This window comes from Candidatus Zixiibacteriota bacterium (genome assembly GCA_017999435.1).
Lineage (GTDB): Bacteria > Zixibacteria > MSB-5A5 > GN15 > FEB-12 > JAGNLV01.
The window spans coordinates 1,137,430-1,153,685 of record JAGNLV010000001.1 but is presented as its reverse complement, the minus strand read 5'-3'; the positions used below and the strand labels follow the sequence as shown (position 1 = coordinate 1,153,685).

Here is a 16,256-nt window from a genome sequence, read left to right as displayed (position 1 = left end):
TCCTCGGGCATCAGGGATAGATGCCGGCTCGGTGCCGGTCCGGAAAAACGGCGGCCCACCCAACATCCGCCCATCATCCCCGGATCGGTGCGGCGGGAGCGGCGGCGGGAAGCGGTTGCGATCGTTTCACAATGGAAACGGATCTCCGTGACACGAAGCCCGGCGGCCGGACAACCGGCCGCCGGTGCTTTATTCCCCTACTGGCTAAGGGGATCCCCCCATACTCCGTCCCCGGCCGGCGAACCGCGCGCCCCGCATCGACACTCCCGCCCCTCTGCTAATCCGTTCAGAACCATCGGTTTGCCCGGCGCCAAGCGTGTCCCGGCCGCCTCCGGCACCGCGCTTGCACTACCCCAGCGCGAACAGACTGGGAACGAACTACTACGGCGGACAGTACGTATGAGAGTCAAGTTCGTGCTGACGATGGACAACCTGGTCGTCGATGATAAGAGCATCGACCAGGTGGTGCTCGATTGGGAGGCCAATGTCGACCAATCGGAAATCCTCCAGTTGTCCCACCAGTGGATAACCTCGAGGAACTTCCTCACTCAGCGCATGTTGGGACTAGTGCAGGTTGGTGAGTCCTCCCTGACCATTGAACCGCTCGAAGAGGACGATTATGCACAGTGGTGAGTGGCTGGCACAGGCCCGCGCGCTGCTCGAACGGGCTGTCCAGGCCGTCCAGGATCTCGCCGCGGCCGCGGCCGGGGCGCAGGAGTGGATCGTGGCGCACTTTGGCCAGAACGGCCTCTACGCCGCGGCCTTTATCGGTGCCGCCCTCGGCCTTTACCTGATCCTGCAGCTGATCCGCATCACCCTGGCCGCTCTCAAATACCTGGTCGTCCCGGGCGTCGGACTCGCCCTGCTCGGCTCGCTGGTGCTGCCGTTCTCGTTCTTCTTTCTCCTGCCGATTACCCTGTCCGCCTGCTCGCTCGTGCTGCTGTTTAAGGGCTGACGCCACACCTGTGGGAGGCCGGCCCCTCCCTTGGCCGGCCGATTCCCCGCCCGCGGTTCCCCATGGCATGCTAACCGCCTGAGGTTCAGGCGGTTTTCTTCTGCCCGCCGCCCGGCAAACCGTTTGCCCCCGTTTCATCTGAAACAAAGATCCGAGCTCCGCTCGGCCGACCCGCGAGGCAACCGTCTATGGCAGAAGAAACCACTCCCCAAACCTGCGTCAACTGCGGGCGCACCCTGGTCAAACAGAAAGGCGTCTGGATCTGCCTGGCCTGCAATCCCACCGCCATCGATACCGCCGACATCTTCGTCGATCCCGTCGAAAGCGAGGACTACCTCCTGATCGAGTGCCCCGGCGTGTCTCTCTATGACCCGGCGACCGGCGAGGTGGTCGAGGGTGTCCGCTGGCGCGACGAGAACGACGCGACCAAGGGGTTTGAAATAGTCGGCCGCCCGATCTATGCTCCCAACCACAAGCACCGTCGGCGCGTCCGCAAGGAGGCGGTGGGAAAAATCCGCCGCTGTCGCGCCTGCCAGGACTACACCATCCGCATGCGCCGCCCCGAGGGGCGCGACTTCTTCATTCCCTCGGTCCGCCACCCGCGCCGCACCCGGCTCCGCCCCATGGAACACGTGACCTACGAGCCCCACTGACCCGGCGATTTGTGCGCCGCCGGCGAAACCTGCGCCCGCCGGCCCCGTAACTCCAGGTAGGCAAGAATACAACCGTCCACTACCTGGAGAGAGGCAATGACCAGAACTTTGCTCCACTCGGCCCTCGGCGGCTTGGTGCTCCTCGCCCTGGCCCTGCCCGCCGTCGCCGGCCTGTTCACCAGCCGCAATCATCGCGACGGCTCCGGCGCCATCGTCACCGAGATCCGCGATTTCGGCGCCTTCGACCGTATCCGCAGTTCCGGCTCGTTCGATGTCGACGTGACTATCGGCCCCGTCCAAAAGGTGACCGTCAGCTTCGATGATAACCTCATCGACCTCGTCAAGACGGAACTCCGGGGCCGCACGCTGCAGATATACACCGACGGGTCGTTCAGCTCCCGCAAATCCTGCCGCGTGGAAATCACCGTTCCCGCTCTTGAGGAAGCCATCGTCTCGGGCTCCGGCGACCTGGTCGTCCAGGGACTCAGCGGCGCCGAATTCGCCTATGACATCTCGGGCTCCGGCGACGCGACTCTCAGCGGCGCGGTCGACGAAGTGCGGATCGAGGTGTCCGGTTCCGGCGATGTCGATGCCCGCGACCTGAAGGCCCGGCGCGCCTATGTCGATATCGCGGGCTCCGGCGACGTCGCTGTCTGGGCGAGCGAGCTGTTCGAAGGCGTCATCGCCGGCAGCGGCGACATCGCCTACTACGGAAACCCCGAGAAAGTGAATCGCAGCGTGGCCGGCAGCGGCGACATCAGGAAAGGGGAGTAGCCCTTTCCGAGCACCGGTCGCGGACGGACGATCGGTTTGAAGACATCCCCGCCGATGGTGGACCTCCCCTCGGTTGGGCCGTTCCCTTCACATAACCGCCGACGCTCGGCGGGAGGGCAAGTCCTCCCGCCGTTGCTTTTGGTGTGTGCGCTGTTCGGCCTTCCCGGTTCGGCGCCGCCTGCTTTTCCACTTTTTGCCCGCTCGGCCGGGCCGGAAACCGGCGGCCGCAAGGGCGGCCCATTTGTCGCCGCAAGTTGCTGTACAATAAGAGGTTATTAGCCTCTTTTTGCTTGCGTTCGGATTTGAACTTTTGTATCTTAAGGGGTTACAAAATATGTGTGCCGCACCGCCCGAAAAACGCGACGAACCGGGACAATATCGGTCCCACAACACCCCGAAACCAATCGGCGGGGTGATGGACAAACTCGTCGCCTCGCTCGGCATCGGCAAGGGCTACTACGGCTGGCTCATCGTCGCCAACTGGGACAAGATCGCCGGCGAACCGATCGCCCGCGTCGCCCGGGCGGTGCGCTTTGACGACGGCGTGCTCTACGTGGCGGTCGCCGGCGACGCCTGGCGGCAGGAACTGGCCATGCAGATCGACGCTCTCATGGCCAACATTCGCCGCCTCCCCTACGGCCGGGTGGTCTCGCAAGTGCGGTTCGTACGACGTGAGAAAGGAAGCTAGGACATATGCCGACCAAGGTGCAGCAGGTGAAAGACGATAACAAGGCCAACGGCCACTCTTACAACGCCACGACGATCAAGGTCCTTGAGGGACTCGAGGCCGTGCGGCGCCGCCCCTCGATGTACATCGGCGACACCAGCCAGCGCGGCCTCCACCACATGGTCTACGAAGTCGTCGACAACTCGGTCGACGAGGCCATGGGCGGCTTCTGCGACCACATTATCGTCGAAATCGGCCAGGACGAATCGATCACCGTCACCGACAACGGCCGCGGCATCCCCATCGAAATACACCCCGAGCAAAAAGTCTCCGCCCTTCAGGTGGTCATGACCACCCTCCACGCCGGCGGCAAATTCGACCACGATAGCTACAAGGTCTCGGGCGGCCTCCACGGCGTCGGCGTCTCCGTCGTCAACGCCCTCTCCGAAGAGTGCTGGGTCGAGGTGACCCGCGACGGCGAGGTGTACCGCCAGGACTACCGCCGCGGCAAACCCGTCCAGCCGGTCAGGGCGGTCGGCAAGCGCAAGAAGAGCGGCACCCGCACCTGGTTCAAAGCGGACCCGGACATCTTCCAGGCGGTGAAATTCAAATTCGATATCATCGCCTCCCGCCTGCGCGAACTGGCCTTCCTCAACCAGGGGCTCAAGATCGATCTCGTCGACCACCGCACGGGCAAAACCGTCACCTTCTTCGCCAAGGGCGGGCTCTCCGAATTCGTCGACTACCTCAACGAGAGCAAGACGCCGCTGTTCCGGAAACCCGTCTGTTTCGCCGCCGCCAAGGATGACGTCCAGGTCGAGGTGGCCGTCTCCTACAACGACACCTACGCCGAGTCGGTCTACTCGTTCGTCAACAACATCAACACCATCGAAGGCGGCACCCACCTCACCGGTTTCCGCACCGCCCTCACCCGGACCATTAACAACTACGCCGCCAAGAACAATCTCGTCAAGTCGAACGGCCTGTCGCTCGTGGGCGACGACAGCCGCGAGGGGCTGGTGGCGGTCATCTCGGTGCGCGTGCGCGATCCCCAGTTCGAGGGCCAGACCAAGACCAAGCTCGGTAACAGCGAGGTCCGCGGTATCGTCGAGCAGATCACCAACGAGTACCTCGGGATGTACTTCGACGAGAACCCGGCCGTGGCCAAGCGCATCGTCGAAAAGATCGTCCAGGCGGCCACCGCCCGCGAGGCCGCCCGCAAAGCGAAGGAACTCACCCGCCGCAAGAGCGCCCTCGACTCGGCCTCCATGCCCGGCAAACTTGCCGACTGCTCGCTCCGCGACCCCGAATCGACGGAGCTGTACATCGTGGAGGGCGACTCGGCCGGCGGTTCGGCCAAACAGGGGCGCGACCGCCGCTTCCAGGCCATCCTCCCGCTGCGCGGCAAAATCCTCAACGTCGAAAAAGCCCGCATCGACCGGATCCTCTCCAACAACGAGATCCGCTCGATCATCACCGCCCTCGGCTGCGGCGTCGGCGAGGATTTCGACCTCGGCCGCCTGCGCTACCACAAGATCATCGTCATGACCGATGCCGACATCGATGGCGCCCATATCCGCACCCTCATCCTCACCTTCTTCTTCCGCCACATGCGCGACCTCATCGAGCACGGCCACGTCTACATTGCCCAGCCGCCCCTCTACCGGCTCAAACACGCCAAGAGCGAGCAGTACGCCTACAGCGACGAAGAGAAGGTGATGATCCTCAAGTCGCTCCCGGATCAGGGTGTCTCGGTGCAGCGCTACAAGGGTCTCGGCGAGATGAACCCCGAACAGCTCTGGCGGACGACGATGAACCCGGAGACGCGCACGCTCCTGCAGGTGACGATTGACGACGCCGCCGAGGCCGATCACCTCTTCAGCGTGCTCATGGGAACGGAGATCGCGCCGCGCAGCACGTTCATTCAGGAGAACGCGCGGTACGTGCGCAATCTCGACATCTGATCCCGGCCGCGCGCGAGCACCGGTTCGCGGGCCGGCCTGCGCCGGCCCGGCCGTGGGCCCGCCCGCTCTCCGCCCCGGAAAGAATCCTCCCTTCCCCGGCGCGGCGCCGTATATTAATCCTGTAACCCAACTCGGAGGTGTACGGTGAAAATCAGCGGTTGGTGCGTGCTCATCCTCGTCCTCCTCGCCGTGATTGTGTGGCTCGCCACGCTCGACGAGGAGGACTTCGCCCGGTCCTGGGCCAAGGTCAAGAAGGACTGACGGGTTGTTCTGACGCCGGCGGCGCCGGGACGTGGCCGCCTGAACTCGCGCCGGATGACGGCCCCCTACGGTTTCTCCGCTTCCCGTCCCGCGTCCCCCGGTTTCTTCCCCTCCTCCCCGTAGAGCACGTCATCGGGGTACGTAAGGCGCGGCTGCAAAACTCCCAGGTAGCGCTGGTACCACTTCCAGGTCTTCTTCTGCTCCCGGCGGTACTTCTTGATCCGCTGCTCGCGCGCTTTGGCCACCGCGTCGTGCGCCTCGATCCGCTGGAGGAGCACTTCGATCGCCGACCGCTTCTCGAGCGCCGTGCGGAGGGTATCGTAATCTTTGAAGGCGAACACGCTCTGGATGATCGGTTCGAAAAACACCATGGCCTGCGACCCGATGAAATTGAGCGGTTTGATCGACTCCAGGAAAATGATCGCCGGCGCCGTCATCTGCCAGTCCACCACCTTCAGAGCGAGCTTGTCCAGCACCGCCGCTTCGTCCTCGGCCAGCGCCGCTTCCCCTTTCGGAAACTCCGTTGATCCGCCGAAGAAACTCACGGCGTCGCCTCCTTGTCTCCGGCCGGCGCCGCCGCCCCTACGTGCCGGCTCACGAAGGCCACCACGTCCTCCCGGTTCCCCCCGAACAGCACGTACAGCCCGCGGAAATTCTCCAGCCGCGACGGCTGCGGGAAGGGGGAGAGGAGCACGCCGTTGCGGTCGGGATAGTAGCTCCGGAAAAGCCGCCACTCCTTGAGCAGCGTCTGCGTCGTCGTCTTGATCGTCACCCCGCGCCCGTCCATGCGGTAGCTCGTGGGGAAATAGAACTTGGCCAGCGAGGCGAACAGCACCACGAGGGCGAAGAACGAGAACCAGCGCGAATCGGTGGTCACGAGGACAAGGAAGCTCACGGCGAGGATGAACAGGCTCACCGCCGCCGTCAGCCACGGCCGCCTCGTCGCCGGGTGTACCCGCCACTCCATCGCCGGGCCGTCCGCCGGGACCGCTTGCGTCCCGCCGGCGCGTTCGGCCGGGGTGTTTGCTCCGCCGTCCATACTACCGCTGATCGGGCGAACGGTACCGCTCGTCCTTCACCTTCTCCAGCATCCGCAGCATCTCCTCCGGCTGAAACACTTTCTTTTCGATGAGCAGCCGGACGAGCGCCTCCTGGGCGAGGTTGTTCGACAGCGCCAGCTCCTCGAACGACACCTCGCGTTCCTTGCCGTTGACCACCATCTTGAGCGCGTACTTCCGTTCTTCCACTTCCGACTCCAGTCCGTCCGTTACAGGTTTCGTTTGCGGCGCAGGGGCGGGGGTCACTCCGCGGGCGCCGGTTCAGCAAGCGGCACCGCCGCGCCGTCGGCGATGCGGTAAAGCGGGATCGCCACGTTCTCGCGCTGTTCGCCGAACGTCACCGCCCCCGCCGCGCCCGCGTAGTCGCGTACCGCGGCCAGCAGGCGCGCCGTCTCGCGGCGCGAGTCGCGCCCCCGCTCGACCGCCCGCACAATCAGCTGCATCGCGTCGTAGCCCAGCCGGGCCAGGCGCTCCGGTTCCGCTCCGTACCGCTCGTCGTAGGCCGCCGCAAACCGCATCGCTTCCTCGGACGGCGGCGCCGGCAAGAACGGCGAGGGAAACACCGCGTGCTGTGTTACGTCGTCGCCGAGCCGGAAGATCTCTTCATCCCCCCATCCGTCCGACCCGAGATACCTCCCCCGCAGGTTGTGGAACCGGAGCTGCGGGAGCAGCATGCGGATCTGTTCCGCCCGCCCCGGGAGGTAGAGCACGTCCACCTCCGCCGCAATCCCGTCGGCTTCGATTGTGTCGCCGCGGTTGTCCAGCCAGACCGATGAATCCGCGACCTCGCCGAGGAGCGCCCCCTTGAGGTCGCGGAGGCAGGGCCCGTAGTCCCTGTCGCGCGGGCCGTAGTACTCGCTCGCCGCCACCGCGCCGCCCCGCTGCCGGAAGCGCTCGGCGAACCGCTCCGCCATCCGCTGGTGTTCGCCGCCGGCCGGGGCGATGATCGCCGCCGTCGCCGCCCGCAGCACGTCGATCGCGTAGTCGGCCATCCGCACGGCCTGAAGCTCGATGTTGGGGGAGAGCTGGAACGAGGATTCCGAGAGGCGGGTGAGCCCTGCGTCGGTGGCCGCCGGGATGACCAGCGGCAGATCGGCGCCGTGCAGCCGGGCCGCCGCCACCGCCGCCTCCTCGCTCGTGAGCGGTCCGATCACGCCGTCCGCCGTGCCGCCCGCCAGCTCGCCGACCAGCCGGGCCGCGGCGATCGCGTCCCCCTCTGTATCATAGGGCGCCAGCACTACTTGCCGGCCGCTCTGGGCGGCGTACATCGAGGCCCCGACGAGCGCCCCGCGGTAGATCTCGTTGCCGAATTCCTGCAGCTCGCCCGAGAGCGGCAGCACGACCGCCACTTCGATGGCGTCGGCGCCGGCGTCCGACCGGTCGATCCCGGCGGTGTCGAGGGTCCACCCGCACGAGGCCATGAGTTCGGCCGCGACGCCCGCCTCGCCGCGCCGCCGCAGCGGCTCCTCGAGATCGTCGATCAGCCGGCAGCGCCGCGTCTCCGGGATGTTGAGGAAATCCGCCGCAGTGACCGTCACCGCGCCATCGCCGCTCAGCAGCGCCCGGACCGACTCCTGCGCCAGCTTGTCCAGCCGGTCGTCGGTCGACAGACGGTAGGCCTCGAGGTAGTCGTGCAGCGCGCGGTCAAGATCGCCGCGCCGGCAGGCGGTGTTGCCGAGGAAGAAATGCGCGTAGGGAACCTCCGGCGCCCGGGGAAAGCGCGACAGCAGTTGTGAGAACCCGGCCGCCGCCTTGGCATACTCGCCGCCGTAGTAGTTGGCTTTGGCCCGCGAAAAGACAAACAGCGGCAGCGCGGGGGAGGCGGGGTGCTGCGCGGCCAGTTGCTCGAAGAGCCGGGCCGCCCCGGCGTAGTCGCCACTCCGCAGCAGGCGCTGCCCCTGCTCCCAATCGCCGGCCGCCGCGGGCGGGTCGACCGGCGGCTCGGCCGCCCGGCCGGTCGCCGACCACAGGGCCGCGGCCAGCAGCACGTACCACGCTATCCGCGCAGGCATCAGAGCGAGTAGTTCCCGAAATCTTCCGGGTTGATTCTTCTCAGCCGCTCGCGCAGCGACTCCGGGTCGGTCGACATCGGCGGCGCCTCCGGCGACTCCTCGCCGCCGCCCGACTCCGCCGTCGCCTCGAGATTGAACAGCTGCTCGTTGACGAAAATCTTCGCACCCGTCTTCAGCGCCATCGCAATCGAATCCGAGGGCCGGGCGTCCACCTCGAACACCTGACCGTTGCGCCGCAGGTGGATGCGCGCGTAGAACGTCTGCTCCCGCAGCTCCGTCACCTCGACCCGGTCGATCGTCACCGCCACCGTCGCGAGCATCACCTTCATCAGGTCGTACGTCATCGGCCGCTTCGGTTTCACGCCCGACAGCTCCATCGCGATGCCCCACGCCTCGGCGTGGCCGATCCAGATCGGCAGCACCTTGTTGAGGCCGGCCGGGGACAGGATGACCACCGGGGAATTGGTGGTCATGTCCAGCGCCAGACCGTCCACTTTCACTTCGAGAAACGTCATTCGCTTTTCTTCACCACCACCAGCTTCAAATTCGCCGTCACATCCTTGGCGATCTTGACCGGCACCGTGTAAATGCCGAGCACCTTGATCGGCGTGTCCAGCTGAATGGCGCGCTTGTCCACCGTGATCCCCTCGGCCGCCAGCCGTTCGGCGATGTCGGCGTTGGTGACGCTGCCGTAAAGCCGGTCGTCTTCGCCGACCAGCACCTCGTGCGTCAAGGATACTTTCTCGATCCGGTCTTTGACCACTTCGGCCTCGCGCCGGGCTTTCTTCTCCCGGATCTCCGTCTGCTTGCGGATCTCATCGATCGCCCGAAGACTGGCCTTGGTCGCCGGAATCGCGAGGTTGCGGGGGATGAGGTAGTTCCGGCCGAACCCGGTCTTCACCTCCACCGTCTGCCCCGCCGCTCCCACATCCGGCACGTCCTGACGCAGTATCACTTTCATGGTACACCCTTTCTCACACCTATGCAACGGATATTGATCTCATTCAAATTCGCGCAGCCGGAGGCGCCGCCAGTCGGCGAAGCTGTCGGCAAAGCCGACCAGGGCGATCGCGCCGAACGCGATCACCCCGACCACCGGATACACCAGCGGCAGCAGCGCGAGGAACACATAGAACAGCACTTTCATAAAGCGTGTAAACTGCACGCGCCGCAGGTAGAACTCCACGAACGACAACCCGGTCAGGCAGTAGAAGACCGCCAGGAACGCCAGCGCGTTGTCGGCCGCCAGCTGCACCGCGGCGCCGCCCAGAAGGCGCACCGCCGCCGCCGCCGCCGTCACCGGCACAAACCCGTACGGCATCCGCCAGAAATGGAACGGCTCGTACTGCGGCCGCCCCGCCTGGCAGCGGTCCACCCACTTGACAAAGAGCAGGTAGCCGACGCTGAACTGCACCACGGCCGACAGGAGCATGGCCGCCGGCGCCAGCCGGAGCACCACCGTCGCCAGCCGCCGGAACGCCTCCGTCAACTGCTCCACCTGCACGTCGCTCTCGCCCGCCGCCGCCAGCCGCTCGCGGGCCGCGTCGACCACCGTCTCGATGCTCTTGGGCATCGCCCGGACAAGGTCGAGCCAGAGGGGCAGGTAGAGGGCGCTGCCGAACGCGACGAGCGACAGGACGGCCGCGATATAGACCGTCCGCGGGCGGTAGCCGCCCGAGGTCAGCCGTCCCGTGAGCACCGCCGTCACCAGCAGCATGCCCCAGCCGAACACCAGCATCCAGAGGTGCGATCCGCCCAGCAGCAGGTAGCTGACCGCGACCGCGGCGACCGCCGACCCCCACAGCGCCCACTGCCGGCGGGCGAACGCCAGCCGGGTCAGGCCGTAGTAGAGGTACATGGCGGTGAAATACATGACCGGCGCCGCCGCCAGCACCGCCAGCGGGCGCCCGTGGTCCGCCATCCCGGCGTACAGCAGCGCCGCGTAAAACAGCAGAGCCGCCGCCACCGTCGCCGTCGTCCCGCGCGTGTGCGCCGCGTCCATGGTCGCCGTCCTCGTGCCCGAGCCGTCCCGCCTAGCGGAACGATTCGCTCTCGAACGCCAGAATCGCCAGCATCCGCGCCCGCTTGATCGCAATCGTCAGGCGGCGCTGGTGCAGCGCGCAGTTGCCGGAAATGCGGCGCGGGATGATCTTGCCGCGCTCGTTTACGAAGCGGCGCAGCGACCGCTCATCCCGGTAGTCCGCCCCGGCCAGCTTGTTCTCGCAGAAAAAGCAGAATTTCTTCCGTCTCATCGTACGCATAATTACACCTTCTCACTGCCGCGGCCTACCGCCCGCGGTACTCCTCATCCGCATCTTCATCGAAGTCGTCGTCCAGGTCGTCGGTACCGGCGCCTTCGCCATTCTCGATCGCCGCCGGTTCGGCGGCCGCGGCCGGTTCCGCGGCGGCCGCCGGTTCGGCCGTCGTCTTGGCCGGCTCGCGCATATCGGCCGGGCGTTCCGCCGCCCGCCGCCGCACTGCCTCCACGTCGCCCTCGAACGCGATCGTCATGAACCGCAGGTACGACTCGTTGAGACGGAAATAGCGGTCGAGATCCGGAAGCAACTGCTGGGGCGCCTCGTAGACGAACGAGTGGTAGTACCCCTGGGTCAACTTGCGGATCGGGTAGGCCAGCCGCCGTGTGCCCACCCGCTCTTCTTCCAGGATGCGCCCGCCGTGGCGGGTGATGAGATCGGAAATCGCCACCACCTGTTGGTCGATCGTGGCATCATCGGTCTGGGGATTGACAATAAATGTCGTTTCGTAAACGCGCATTCACTGAACTCCCTTCGGTCGTTAGTTTAAGGTTCAACAAACGGCTCGGTATGGTCCGCCGGGGGGCGGCCTACCGGGCAGGGTTCGCGTTAAATATGTTCATCGCTTCTTCGAAGCGATGGTCTATGCTGTACAGAACCGCCTCGGCGGCGGTGTCGATCATCTCGGCCGCCGGCGTGCGCTCGCTTTTCTCGAACTTCGCGAGCACGAAATCCGCCGGGTCGACCCCCTCGGGCGCCGGTCCGATCCCCAACCGCAGCCGGGGGAACCGCTGGGTCTCGAGGGTCGCGATGATCGAGGCCAGGCCGTTGTGGCCGCCGTCGCTGCCCCCCGTCCGCAGGCGCACCCGCCCGAGCGGCAGATTGAAATCATCGACCACCACCAGCACCTCGGCCGGACGGAGACCGTAATCCTGTAAAAGAGCCGCGACCGCGTCCCCCGACCGGTTCATGTATGTCCTCGGCCAGGCCAGCACGATTGTCCGGTCGCCGCGCCGGCACACGGTGCGCTCGTCCAGACCCGTTCTCGTCGCCCGCGGCGCTCCGAGCGCCGCGGCAGCCCGGTCGAGCACTTCGAATCCGAGGTTGTGCCGGGTGCCCGCATAGCGCCGGCCGATATTCCCGAGTCCGACAACAAGCGAAATCATAGGGCTGCCGTTTCCGGCAAAGCAGACAATTATACCCTATCCCGCCCCAAAGTCAACAGATTATGTGATTGTGCGCGTGTGACCTTTTTCCGGCCCGGCCGGTCCCATTCCGGCATCCCGGCGGCCGGGAAGAAGGCTTCTCCGCCGCGCGGCTCCGGGCGCGTCGATCGGACCGCGGGGGGAGAGGATTGACCGGCAAGTCCTTACCCCCGGCCGGTGCGGATAATCCGCCAGGCCAGGTACACCCCCAGGCCCGCTGCCGCCACCAACCCTACGGCGAACACCGTCCCGCCCCAGTGCCCTTCCCCGCCCCCCGGCGGGTAGACGAGCATCAGCACCGACAGCGCGATGATAAACGCGGCCGTGATCATCCCGAGCACGATCCGGTTGGCCAGCCGCTCGAGCCGGTCGGCCATCGGTTCGAGACTCTCCCGCCGCAGGCCGAACTCGAATCCCCCCCGGTCGAGCATCTTGAGCGCGCGGTGGAGCCGCCGCGGCAGTTCGGAGAGCAGGTGGTCGGTGTCGATCATGGCCCGCCCCATCCGCTGCGCCCAGCGCAGCGGCGAGTAGCGTTGCAGGAGCAGCCGCTCGGCGAATGGTTTGAGCACCGGACCGAGGCTGAAATCGGGATCGAGGCGCAGCCCCAGTCCCTCGCTCACGATCAGCGCCCGGAACAACAGCGCCAGGCTCGAGGGCAATTGGAGGCGGTGCCGACGGACTGCGGCCAGCGCCTCTTCGAGCATCCGCCCGAGGGGAATCTGCCCCAGCGGCAGTTCATAGTAGCGGGTCAGCAGACGCTGGATGTCCCGCTTGAGTTCCTCCCGGTCGACCCGCCCCCGGCCGGCGCTCATATCGAGCACCGTGTCAACCAGCCGCTCGGCGTCCCCCGAGGTCAGCGCCCCCAGGAGCATCGCCAGCCGCTCCCGCCCCGCCTCGTCGATCACCCCGACCATGCCGAAATCCATCACCCCGAGCCGCCCGTCGGGTTCCACGAAGAAATTTCCCGGGTGCGGGTCGGCGTGGAAGAAGCCGTCCTCCAGGATCATTTTCAGGAGCACGCGCGCGATCCGCCGCGCCAGTTGCCTGCGGTCGATCCCCGCCCCGTCGAGCGCCGCCGTGTCGTCGACCTTGATTCCCCGAATTCGCTCGAGCGTCAGCACGCTGGCAGTCGATTGCTCCCAGTACACCCGCGGGATCCGCACTTCCGGATCCCCCCGGAAATGCTCGGCGAACCGCTCGGCGTTGCGTCCCTCGCGAAGGTAGTCCAATTCGCCGCGCAGCGTCTCGGCGAATTCCTCGGCCAGCCCAATCAGATCGTAGTGCTCGGCCGGGCCGAGTCTCCGGCTGGCCACCAGCGCGAGATTGCGGACAATCTCGATATCCTCGGTCACCTGCTCGACCACCCCCGGGCGGCGCACCTTGACCACCACTTCCTCGCCGCTGCGCAGCACCGCCGCATGGGCCTGGCCGATCGAGGCGGCGGCCAGCGGCGCCCGCTCGAACGAGAGAAACAGCTCCGCCACCGGCGCCCCGAGCTCCTCCGCCACGATCCCCTCCGCCTCGTCGCCGGGGATCGGCGCGGCGTCATCTTGGAGCCGGGCCAGCTCTTTGAGATACTCCGGCGGCACCAGATCCGGCCGGGTCGACAGGATTTGCCCGAGTTTGACGAAAGTGGCTCCCAGATCCTCCAGGGCCATCCGCACATGTTCGGCCGGCGTGTGCCCCGGGCTCGGGCGGCCCCGGGCCAGCATCCCCTTGTGAAACGGCACAAACCGCTCCAGGCCGAACACTCCCACCAGGTAGTGCAGCCCGTGCCTTACCAGTGCGCCGGCGATTTGTCGGTAGCGTTTCAGGTGACCCATTCCACTCCTGTCTCCTCCTTCACCTTATCGGTCAAGAGAGGACCCTGCAACATGATACGAACAGAGAGAGGAGCTGATCCGGCCAATGTGCGGGATGCCGGTTCCCACCCTTCGGGGAGTCGGCCGCCATCCGGCATCTAGAATCCTGTCCGCCGGGTCGGCGCCATCCTACGCCAGGTCAAATAAGAGGAACTCGCTCCCCTCGGCCGCCTCCACCGCCACCTCCCGTTCCCCGCTGAGAGCCGCCCCGTCCCCGGTCCTGAGTTCATGGCCGTTAACCAACAGCTTCCCGCGAATGACCTGCACCCAGGCATACCGCCCTTGCGCCAGCGGTTCGCGTACCGCATTGCCCGCATCGAGCCGGCAGGTGTACAGCCGCGCATCCTGGTTGATGTGCACCGCCTTCCCGTCGGTGGAGCGGTCCGATGTCCCGATCAACAGCAGCCGATTGCGGCGCGCCTCGTCATCGAACCTAATCTGCTCGTAACCGGGTGTCAGGCCGTTCTCCGACGGCCGGATCCAGATCTGGAGGAGGTGGGTCCGACCGTTTGGCAGGTCATTGCGTTCGCTGTGGAACACGCCCCGCCCCGCGGTCATTTTCTGTACCTCACCCGGCCGGATCACCGTTCCGTTGCCCATGCTGTCCTCGTGCGACAGCGCCCCCTCCAGGACATAGGTGATAATCTCCATGTCCCGGTGCGGGTGCATGGGGAACTCGGTCCCCGGCGCGATCCGGTCTTCGTTGATCACCCGCAACGATCTGAACCCCATGTGGTTCGGGTCATGGTAGCGGTCGAAGGAGAAAGTGTGGTAGGTGTCCAGCCAGCCGTGATCGAAATGGCCGCGCTCTTCCGCTCTGCGCACTGTTACCATCGGTCGCCTCCTTTTCCCGATAGAACCGCCGGCGGTTCCCGGCGGTTCGCGCGTCCGACCGGCGGCTAATTCCGCCGCGAGAACCGGTATCCCACTCCCCGGATCGTCTCGATATAGCGGGGATTTTTCGGGTCGTCCTCGAGCACCTTGCGCAGCTTGAGAATGAAGTTGTCGATTGTTCGGTTGGTCGGGAAGGTATGGTATCCCCAGACCGCGTCGAGCAGTTGATCCCGGCTGACCACCTCGCCGGCCCGCTCGATCAGGTACTTCATGACCATGCACTCTTTGTGGGTCAGCGGCGCCATGCCTCCGGGCCCGGTCGCCTCGAACGTTTTGAAATTGATCCGTCGCCCGTCGAACTCGTACACCTCGCCTAGCTGGTCATCGCCTGCGGCGAGCCATGCCTGGCGGCGGAAAATCCCCTGCACCCGCGCCAGCAGCTCCGCCACATCGAACGGTTTGGTGATGTAGTCGTCGCCGCCCGCCACCAGCCCCTCGATCCGATCCTCCGTTTGCCCGCGCGCGGTGATGAACAAAATCGGCACCCGATACCCCTCGGCCCGCAGCCGCTTGCAGATCGCCAGCCCGTCCATTCCCGGCAACATGATGTCCAGCAGCACGATATCGAAACTCCCCCGTCGGAACTCGTCGAGCGCCTCGCTGCCGTTGGCAATCGACACAACCTCGTAACCCTCCGCCTCAAGGTTCATCACCAACCCGTCGGCGAGATTCGGATCATCCTCCACCAGCAGGATCTTCTTCATTCTCCGGCTCCGTTTCCATGGTTATGACAAACCGCGCCCCCAACCCCGGTCCCTCCGACTCCGCCGCCATCTCCCCGCCGTGGGCCCGGACAAACTCGCGCGCGAGATACAACCCCAGGCCTGACCCCGGATGTCGGCGGCTCACCTCCGATCCAACCCGATAGAAGCGCTCGAAGATCGCGTTCAAGTCCCCCCGTTCCAACCCGATCCCGTTGTCGGCGAACACCAGGTGCACCGCGCCCTCCCGCCGCGCCAGACTGACCGCCAGGTCCACGGCCGCCTTGTCGTTATACTTCAGGCTGTTTTCAAGCACCGCGTCAATTGCCCGTTCCAGCGCCGAACAGTCGACATTGACTATCACGCCCGCCGCCAGGTCCAAGGTTACGTGCAGCGGCTTGTGTTTCGGGGTCCGCTCCAGGGCGCCCAGGCGGCGTTCCACCAATCGGCCGAGATCGGTCGGCTGGCGGTGCAGTTTGTACCCGCTCCGCTCGAACCGCCCCGCCTCGAGGATGTTGTCCACCAGCCGCTCCAGCCGGTCGAGATCCTCCCGCATCCGGGGCAGGACCCCGGCCTTCTTTTCCTCCGGTATTTTGGGCGACTTCAGGGTATCGATGTAGAGTTTGATCGAGGCCAGCGGCGTCTTGAGCTCATGCGTCACCGCCATGAGGAAATTCTGCTGGTGAAACTTGAGCTGCTCCGTCCGCACCAGAGACCGGTAGATCAACCAGGCTCCACCGATAATGAGCACCAGGAAAAACACTCCCTCCAGACCGACCATCACCTGTCGCCGGACTTCCTCGCGGTGCAGTTGTTCGATCAGCACCGGGTCGGCCCCGACCCGGCGGGCCACCTCCACCTGCGCATCGACCAGGTGGGCCATGAGGATGATCCACCAGACCATCTGCGCCACGGCCGTCGCGGCGAGCACGATAAACGCGATGAGCGCCCCTTTGGGTGTCAGATGCAGTCGAGCCACGCAACCTCGCTCCTTC

At 65.9% G+C, this 16,256-nt stretch carries 20 protein-coding genes; 6 read left to right on the top strand and 14 right to left on the bottom strand.

The annotated features are described in order from the left end of the window. Positions 1–399: 399 nt before the first annotated feature. The 6 genes from KA261_04865 to gyrB all read left to right on the top strand — a co-directional run bounded on the left by KA261_04865 (position 400) and on the right by gyrB (position 5,013). On the top strand, positions 400–633 hold the full coding sequence (locus tag KA261_04865) for a hypothetical protein (protein MBP7697121.1): 234 nt from the start codon (positions 400–402) through the stop codon (positions 631–633). Beyond that, a complete protein-coding gene (locus tag KA261_04860) occupies positions 620–955 on the top strand; it encodes a hypothetical protein (GenBank protein MBP7697120.1) in 336 nt (111 codons plus the stop codon). Before KA261_04865 ends, KA261_04860 begins: the two co-directional genes overlap by 14 nt. Positions 956–1,143: 188 nt before the next feature. Continuing rightward, the gene (locus tag KA261_04855; GenBank protein MBP7697119.1) at positions 1,144–1,608 is read left to right on the top strand and encodes a hypothetical protein; all 465 of its coding nucleotides are present in this window, start codon (positions 1,144–1,146) and stop codon (positions 1,606–1,608) included. Between the two features lie 96 nt (positions 1,609–1,704). Next, positions 1,705–2,382: a DUF2807 domain-containing protein gene (locus KA261_04850; protein ID MBP7697118.1), complete on the top strand. Its 678-nt coding sequence runs from the start codon at positions 1,705–1,707 to the stop codon at positions 2,380–2,382. A 415-nt stretch (positions 2,383–2,797) separates the two neighbouring features. Continuing rightward, complete coding sequence (locus tag KA261_04845) at positions 2,798–3,070, top strand: DUF721 domain-containing protein (GenBank protein MBP7697117.1); 273 nt, start codon at positions 2,798–2,800, stop codon at positions 3,068–3,070. A 5-nt stretch (positions 3,071–3,075) separates the two neighbouring features. Continuing rightward, positions 3,076–5,013 (top strand): DNA topoisomerase (ATP-hydrolyzing) subunit B, encoded by a 1,938-nt coding sequence (gyrB, locus tag KA261_04840; GenBank protein MBP7697116.1) that lies wholly within the window; start codon positions 3,076–3,078, stop codon positions 5,011–5,013. Positions 5,014–5,339: 326 nt separating this feature from the next. On the opposite strand, the gene KA261_04835 is transcribed toward gyrB, so the two are convergent. The 14 genes from KA261_04835 to KA261_04770 all read right to left on the bottom strand — a co-directional run bounded on the left by KA261_04835 (position 5,340) and on the right by KA261_04770 (position 16,240). Next, positions 5,340–5,819 (bottom strand): hypothetical protein, encoded by a 480-nt coding sequence (locus tag KA261_04835; protein MBP7697115.1) that lies wholly within the window; start codon positions 5,817–5,819, stop codon positions 5,340–5,342. After that, a complete protein-coding gene (locus KA261_04830) occupies positions 5,816–6,241 on the bottom strand; it encodes a hypothetical protein (protein ID MBP7697114.1) in 426 nt (141 codons plus the stop codon). Before KA261_04830 ends, KA261_04835 begins: the two co-directional genes overlap by 4 nt. Before the next feature lie 73 nt (positions 6,242–6,314). Continuing rightward, positions 6,315–6,521: a hypothetical protein gene (locus KA261_04825; GenBank protein MBP7697113.1), complete on the bottom strand. Its 207-nt coding sequence runs from the start codon at positions 6,519–6,521 to the stop codon at positions 6,315–6,317. Positions 6,522–6,574: 53 nt separating this feature from the next. Next, complete coding sequence (locus tag KA261_04820) at positions 6,575–8,344, bottom strand: penicillin-binding protein activator (GenBank protein MBP7697112.1); 1,770 nt, start codon at positions 8,342–8,344, stop codon at positions 6,575–6,577. Next, positions 8,344–8,859, bottom strand: a complete 516-nt coding sequence (locus KA261_04815; protein ID MBP7697111.1) for a bifunctional nuclease family protein — start codon at positions 8,857–8,859, stop codon at positions 8,344–8,346. The genes KA261_04820 and KA261_04815 overlap by 1 nt, the downstream gene beginning before the upstream one ends. Continuing rightward, the gene (gene rplI / locus KA261_04810; GenBank protein ID MBP7697110.1) at positions 8,856–9,305 is read right to left on the bottom strand and encodes a 50S ribosomal protein L9; all 450 of its coding nucleotides are present in this window, start codon (positions 9,303–9,305) and stop codon (positions 8,856–8,858) included. Before rplI ends, KA261_04815 begins: the two co-directional genes overlap by 4 nt. Before the next feature lie 39 nt (positions 9,306–9,344). Further along, the gene (locus KA261_04805) at positions 9,345–10,346 is read right to left on the bottom strand and encodes a DUF2232 domain-containing protein (GenBank protein MBP7697109.1); all 1,002 of its coding nucleotides are present in this window, start codon (positions 10,344–10,346) and stop codon (positions 9,345–9,347) included. A 31-nt stretch (positions 10,347–10,377) separates the two neighbouring features. Next, complete coding sequence (locus KA261_04800) at positions 10,378–10,605, bottom strand: 30S ribosomal protein S18 (protein MBP7697108.1); 228 nt, start codon at positions 10,603–10,605, stop codon at positions 10,378–10,380. Between the two features lie 25 nt (positions 10,606–10,630). Continuing rightward, positions 10,631–11,119 (bottom strand): 30S ribosomal protein S6, encoded by a 489-nt coding sequence (rpsF, locus tag KA261_04795; protein ID MBP7697107.1) that lies wholly within the window; start codon positions 11,117–11,119, stop codon positions 10,631–10,633. A gap of 70 nt (positions 11,120–11,189) precedes the next feature. Continuing rightward, positions 11,190–11,765 carry an aminoacyl-tRNA hydrolase gene (locus KA261_04790; GenBank protein MBP7697106.1) on the bottom strand — a complete coding sequence of 192 codons (576 nt, stop codon included), beginning with the start codon at positions 11,763–11,765 and terminating at the stop codon, positions 11,190–11,192. Positions 11,766–11,968: 203 nt separating this feature from the next. After that, a complete protein-coding gene (locus tag KA261_04785) occupies positions 11,969–13,627 on the bottom strand; it encodes an AarF/ABC1/UbiB kinase family protein (protein MBP7697105.1) in 1,659 nt (552 codons plus the stop codon). Between the two features lie 168 nt (positions 13,628–13,795). Beyond that, on the bottom strand, positions 13,796–14,500 hold the full coding sequence (locus tag KA261_04780; GenBank protein MBP7697104.1) for a pirin family protein: 705 nt from the start codon (positions 14,498–14,500) through the stop codon (positions 13,796–13,798). 65 nt (positions 14,501–14,565) lie between these two features. Beyond that, complete coding sequence (locus KA261_04775) at positions 14,566–15,264, bottom strand: response regulator transcription factor (protein MBP7697103.1); 699 nt, start codon at positions 15,262–15,264, stop codon at positions 14,566–14,568. Beyond that, on the bottom strand, positions 15,236–16,240 hold the full coding sequence (locus KA261_04770) for a hypothetical protein (protein MBP7697102.1): 1,005 nt from the start codon (positions 16,238–16,240) through the stop codon (positions 15,236–15,238). Before KA261_04770 ends, KA261_04775 begins: the two co-directional genes overlap by 29 nt. Between the last annotated feature and the right edge of the window lie 16 nt (positions 16,241–16,256).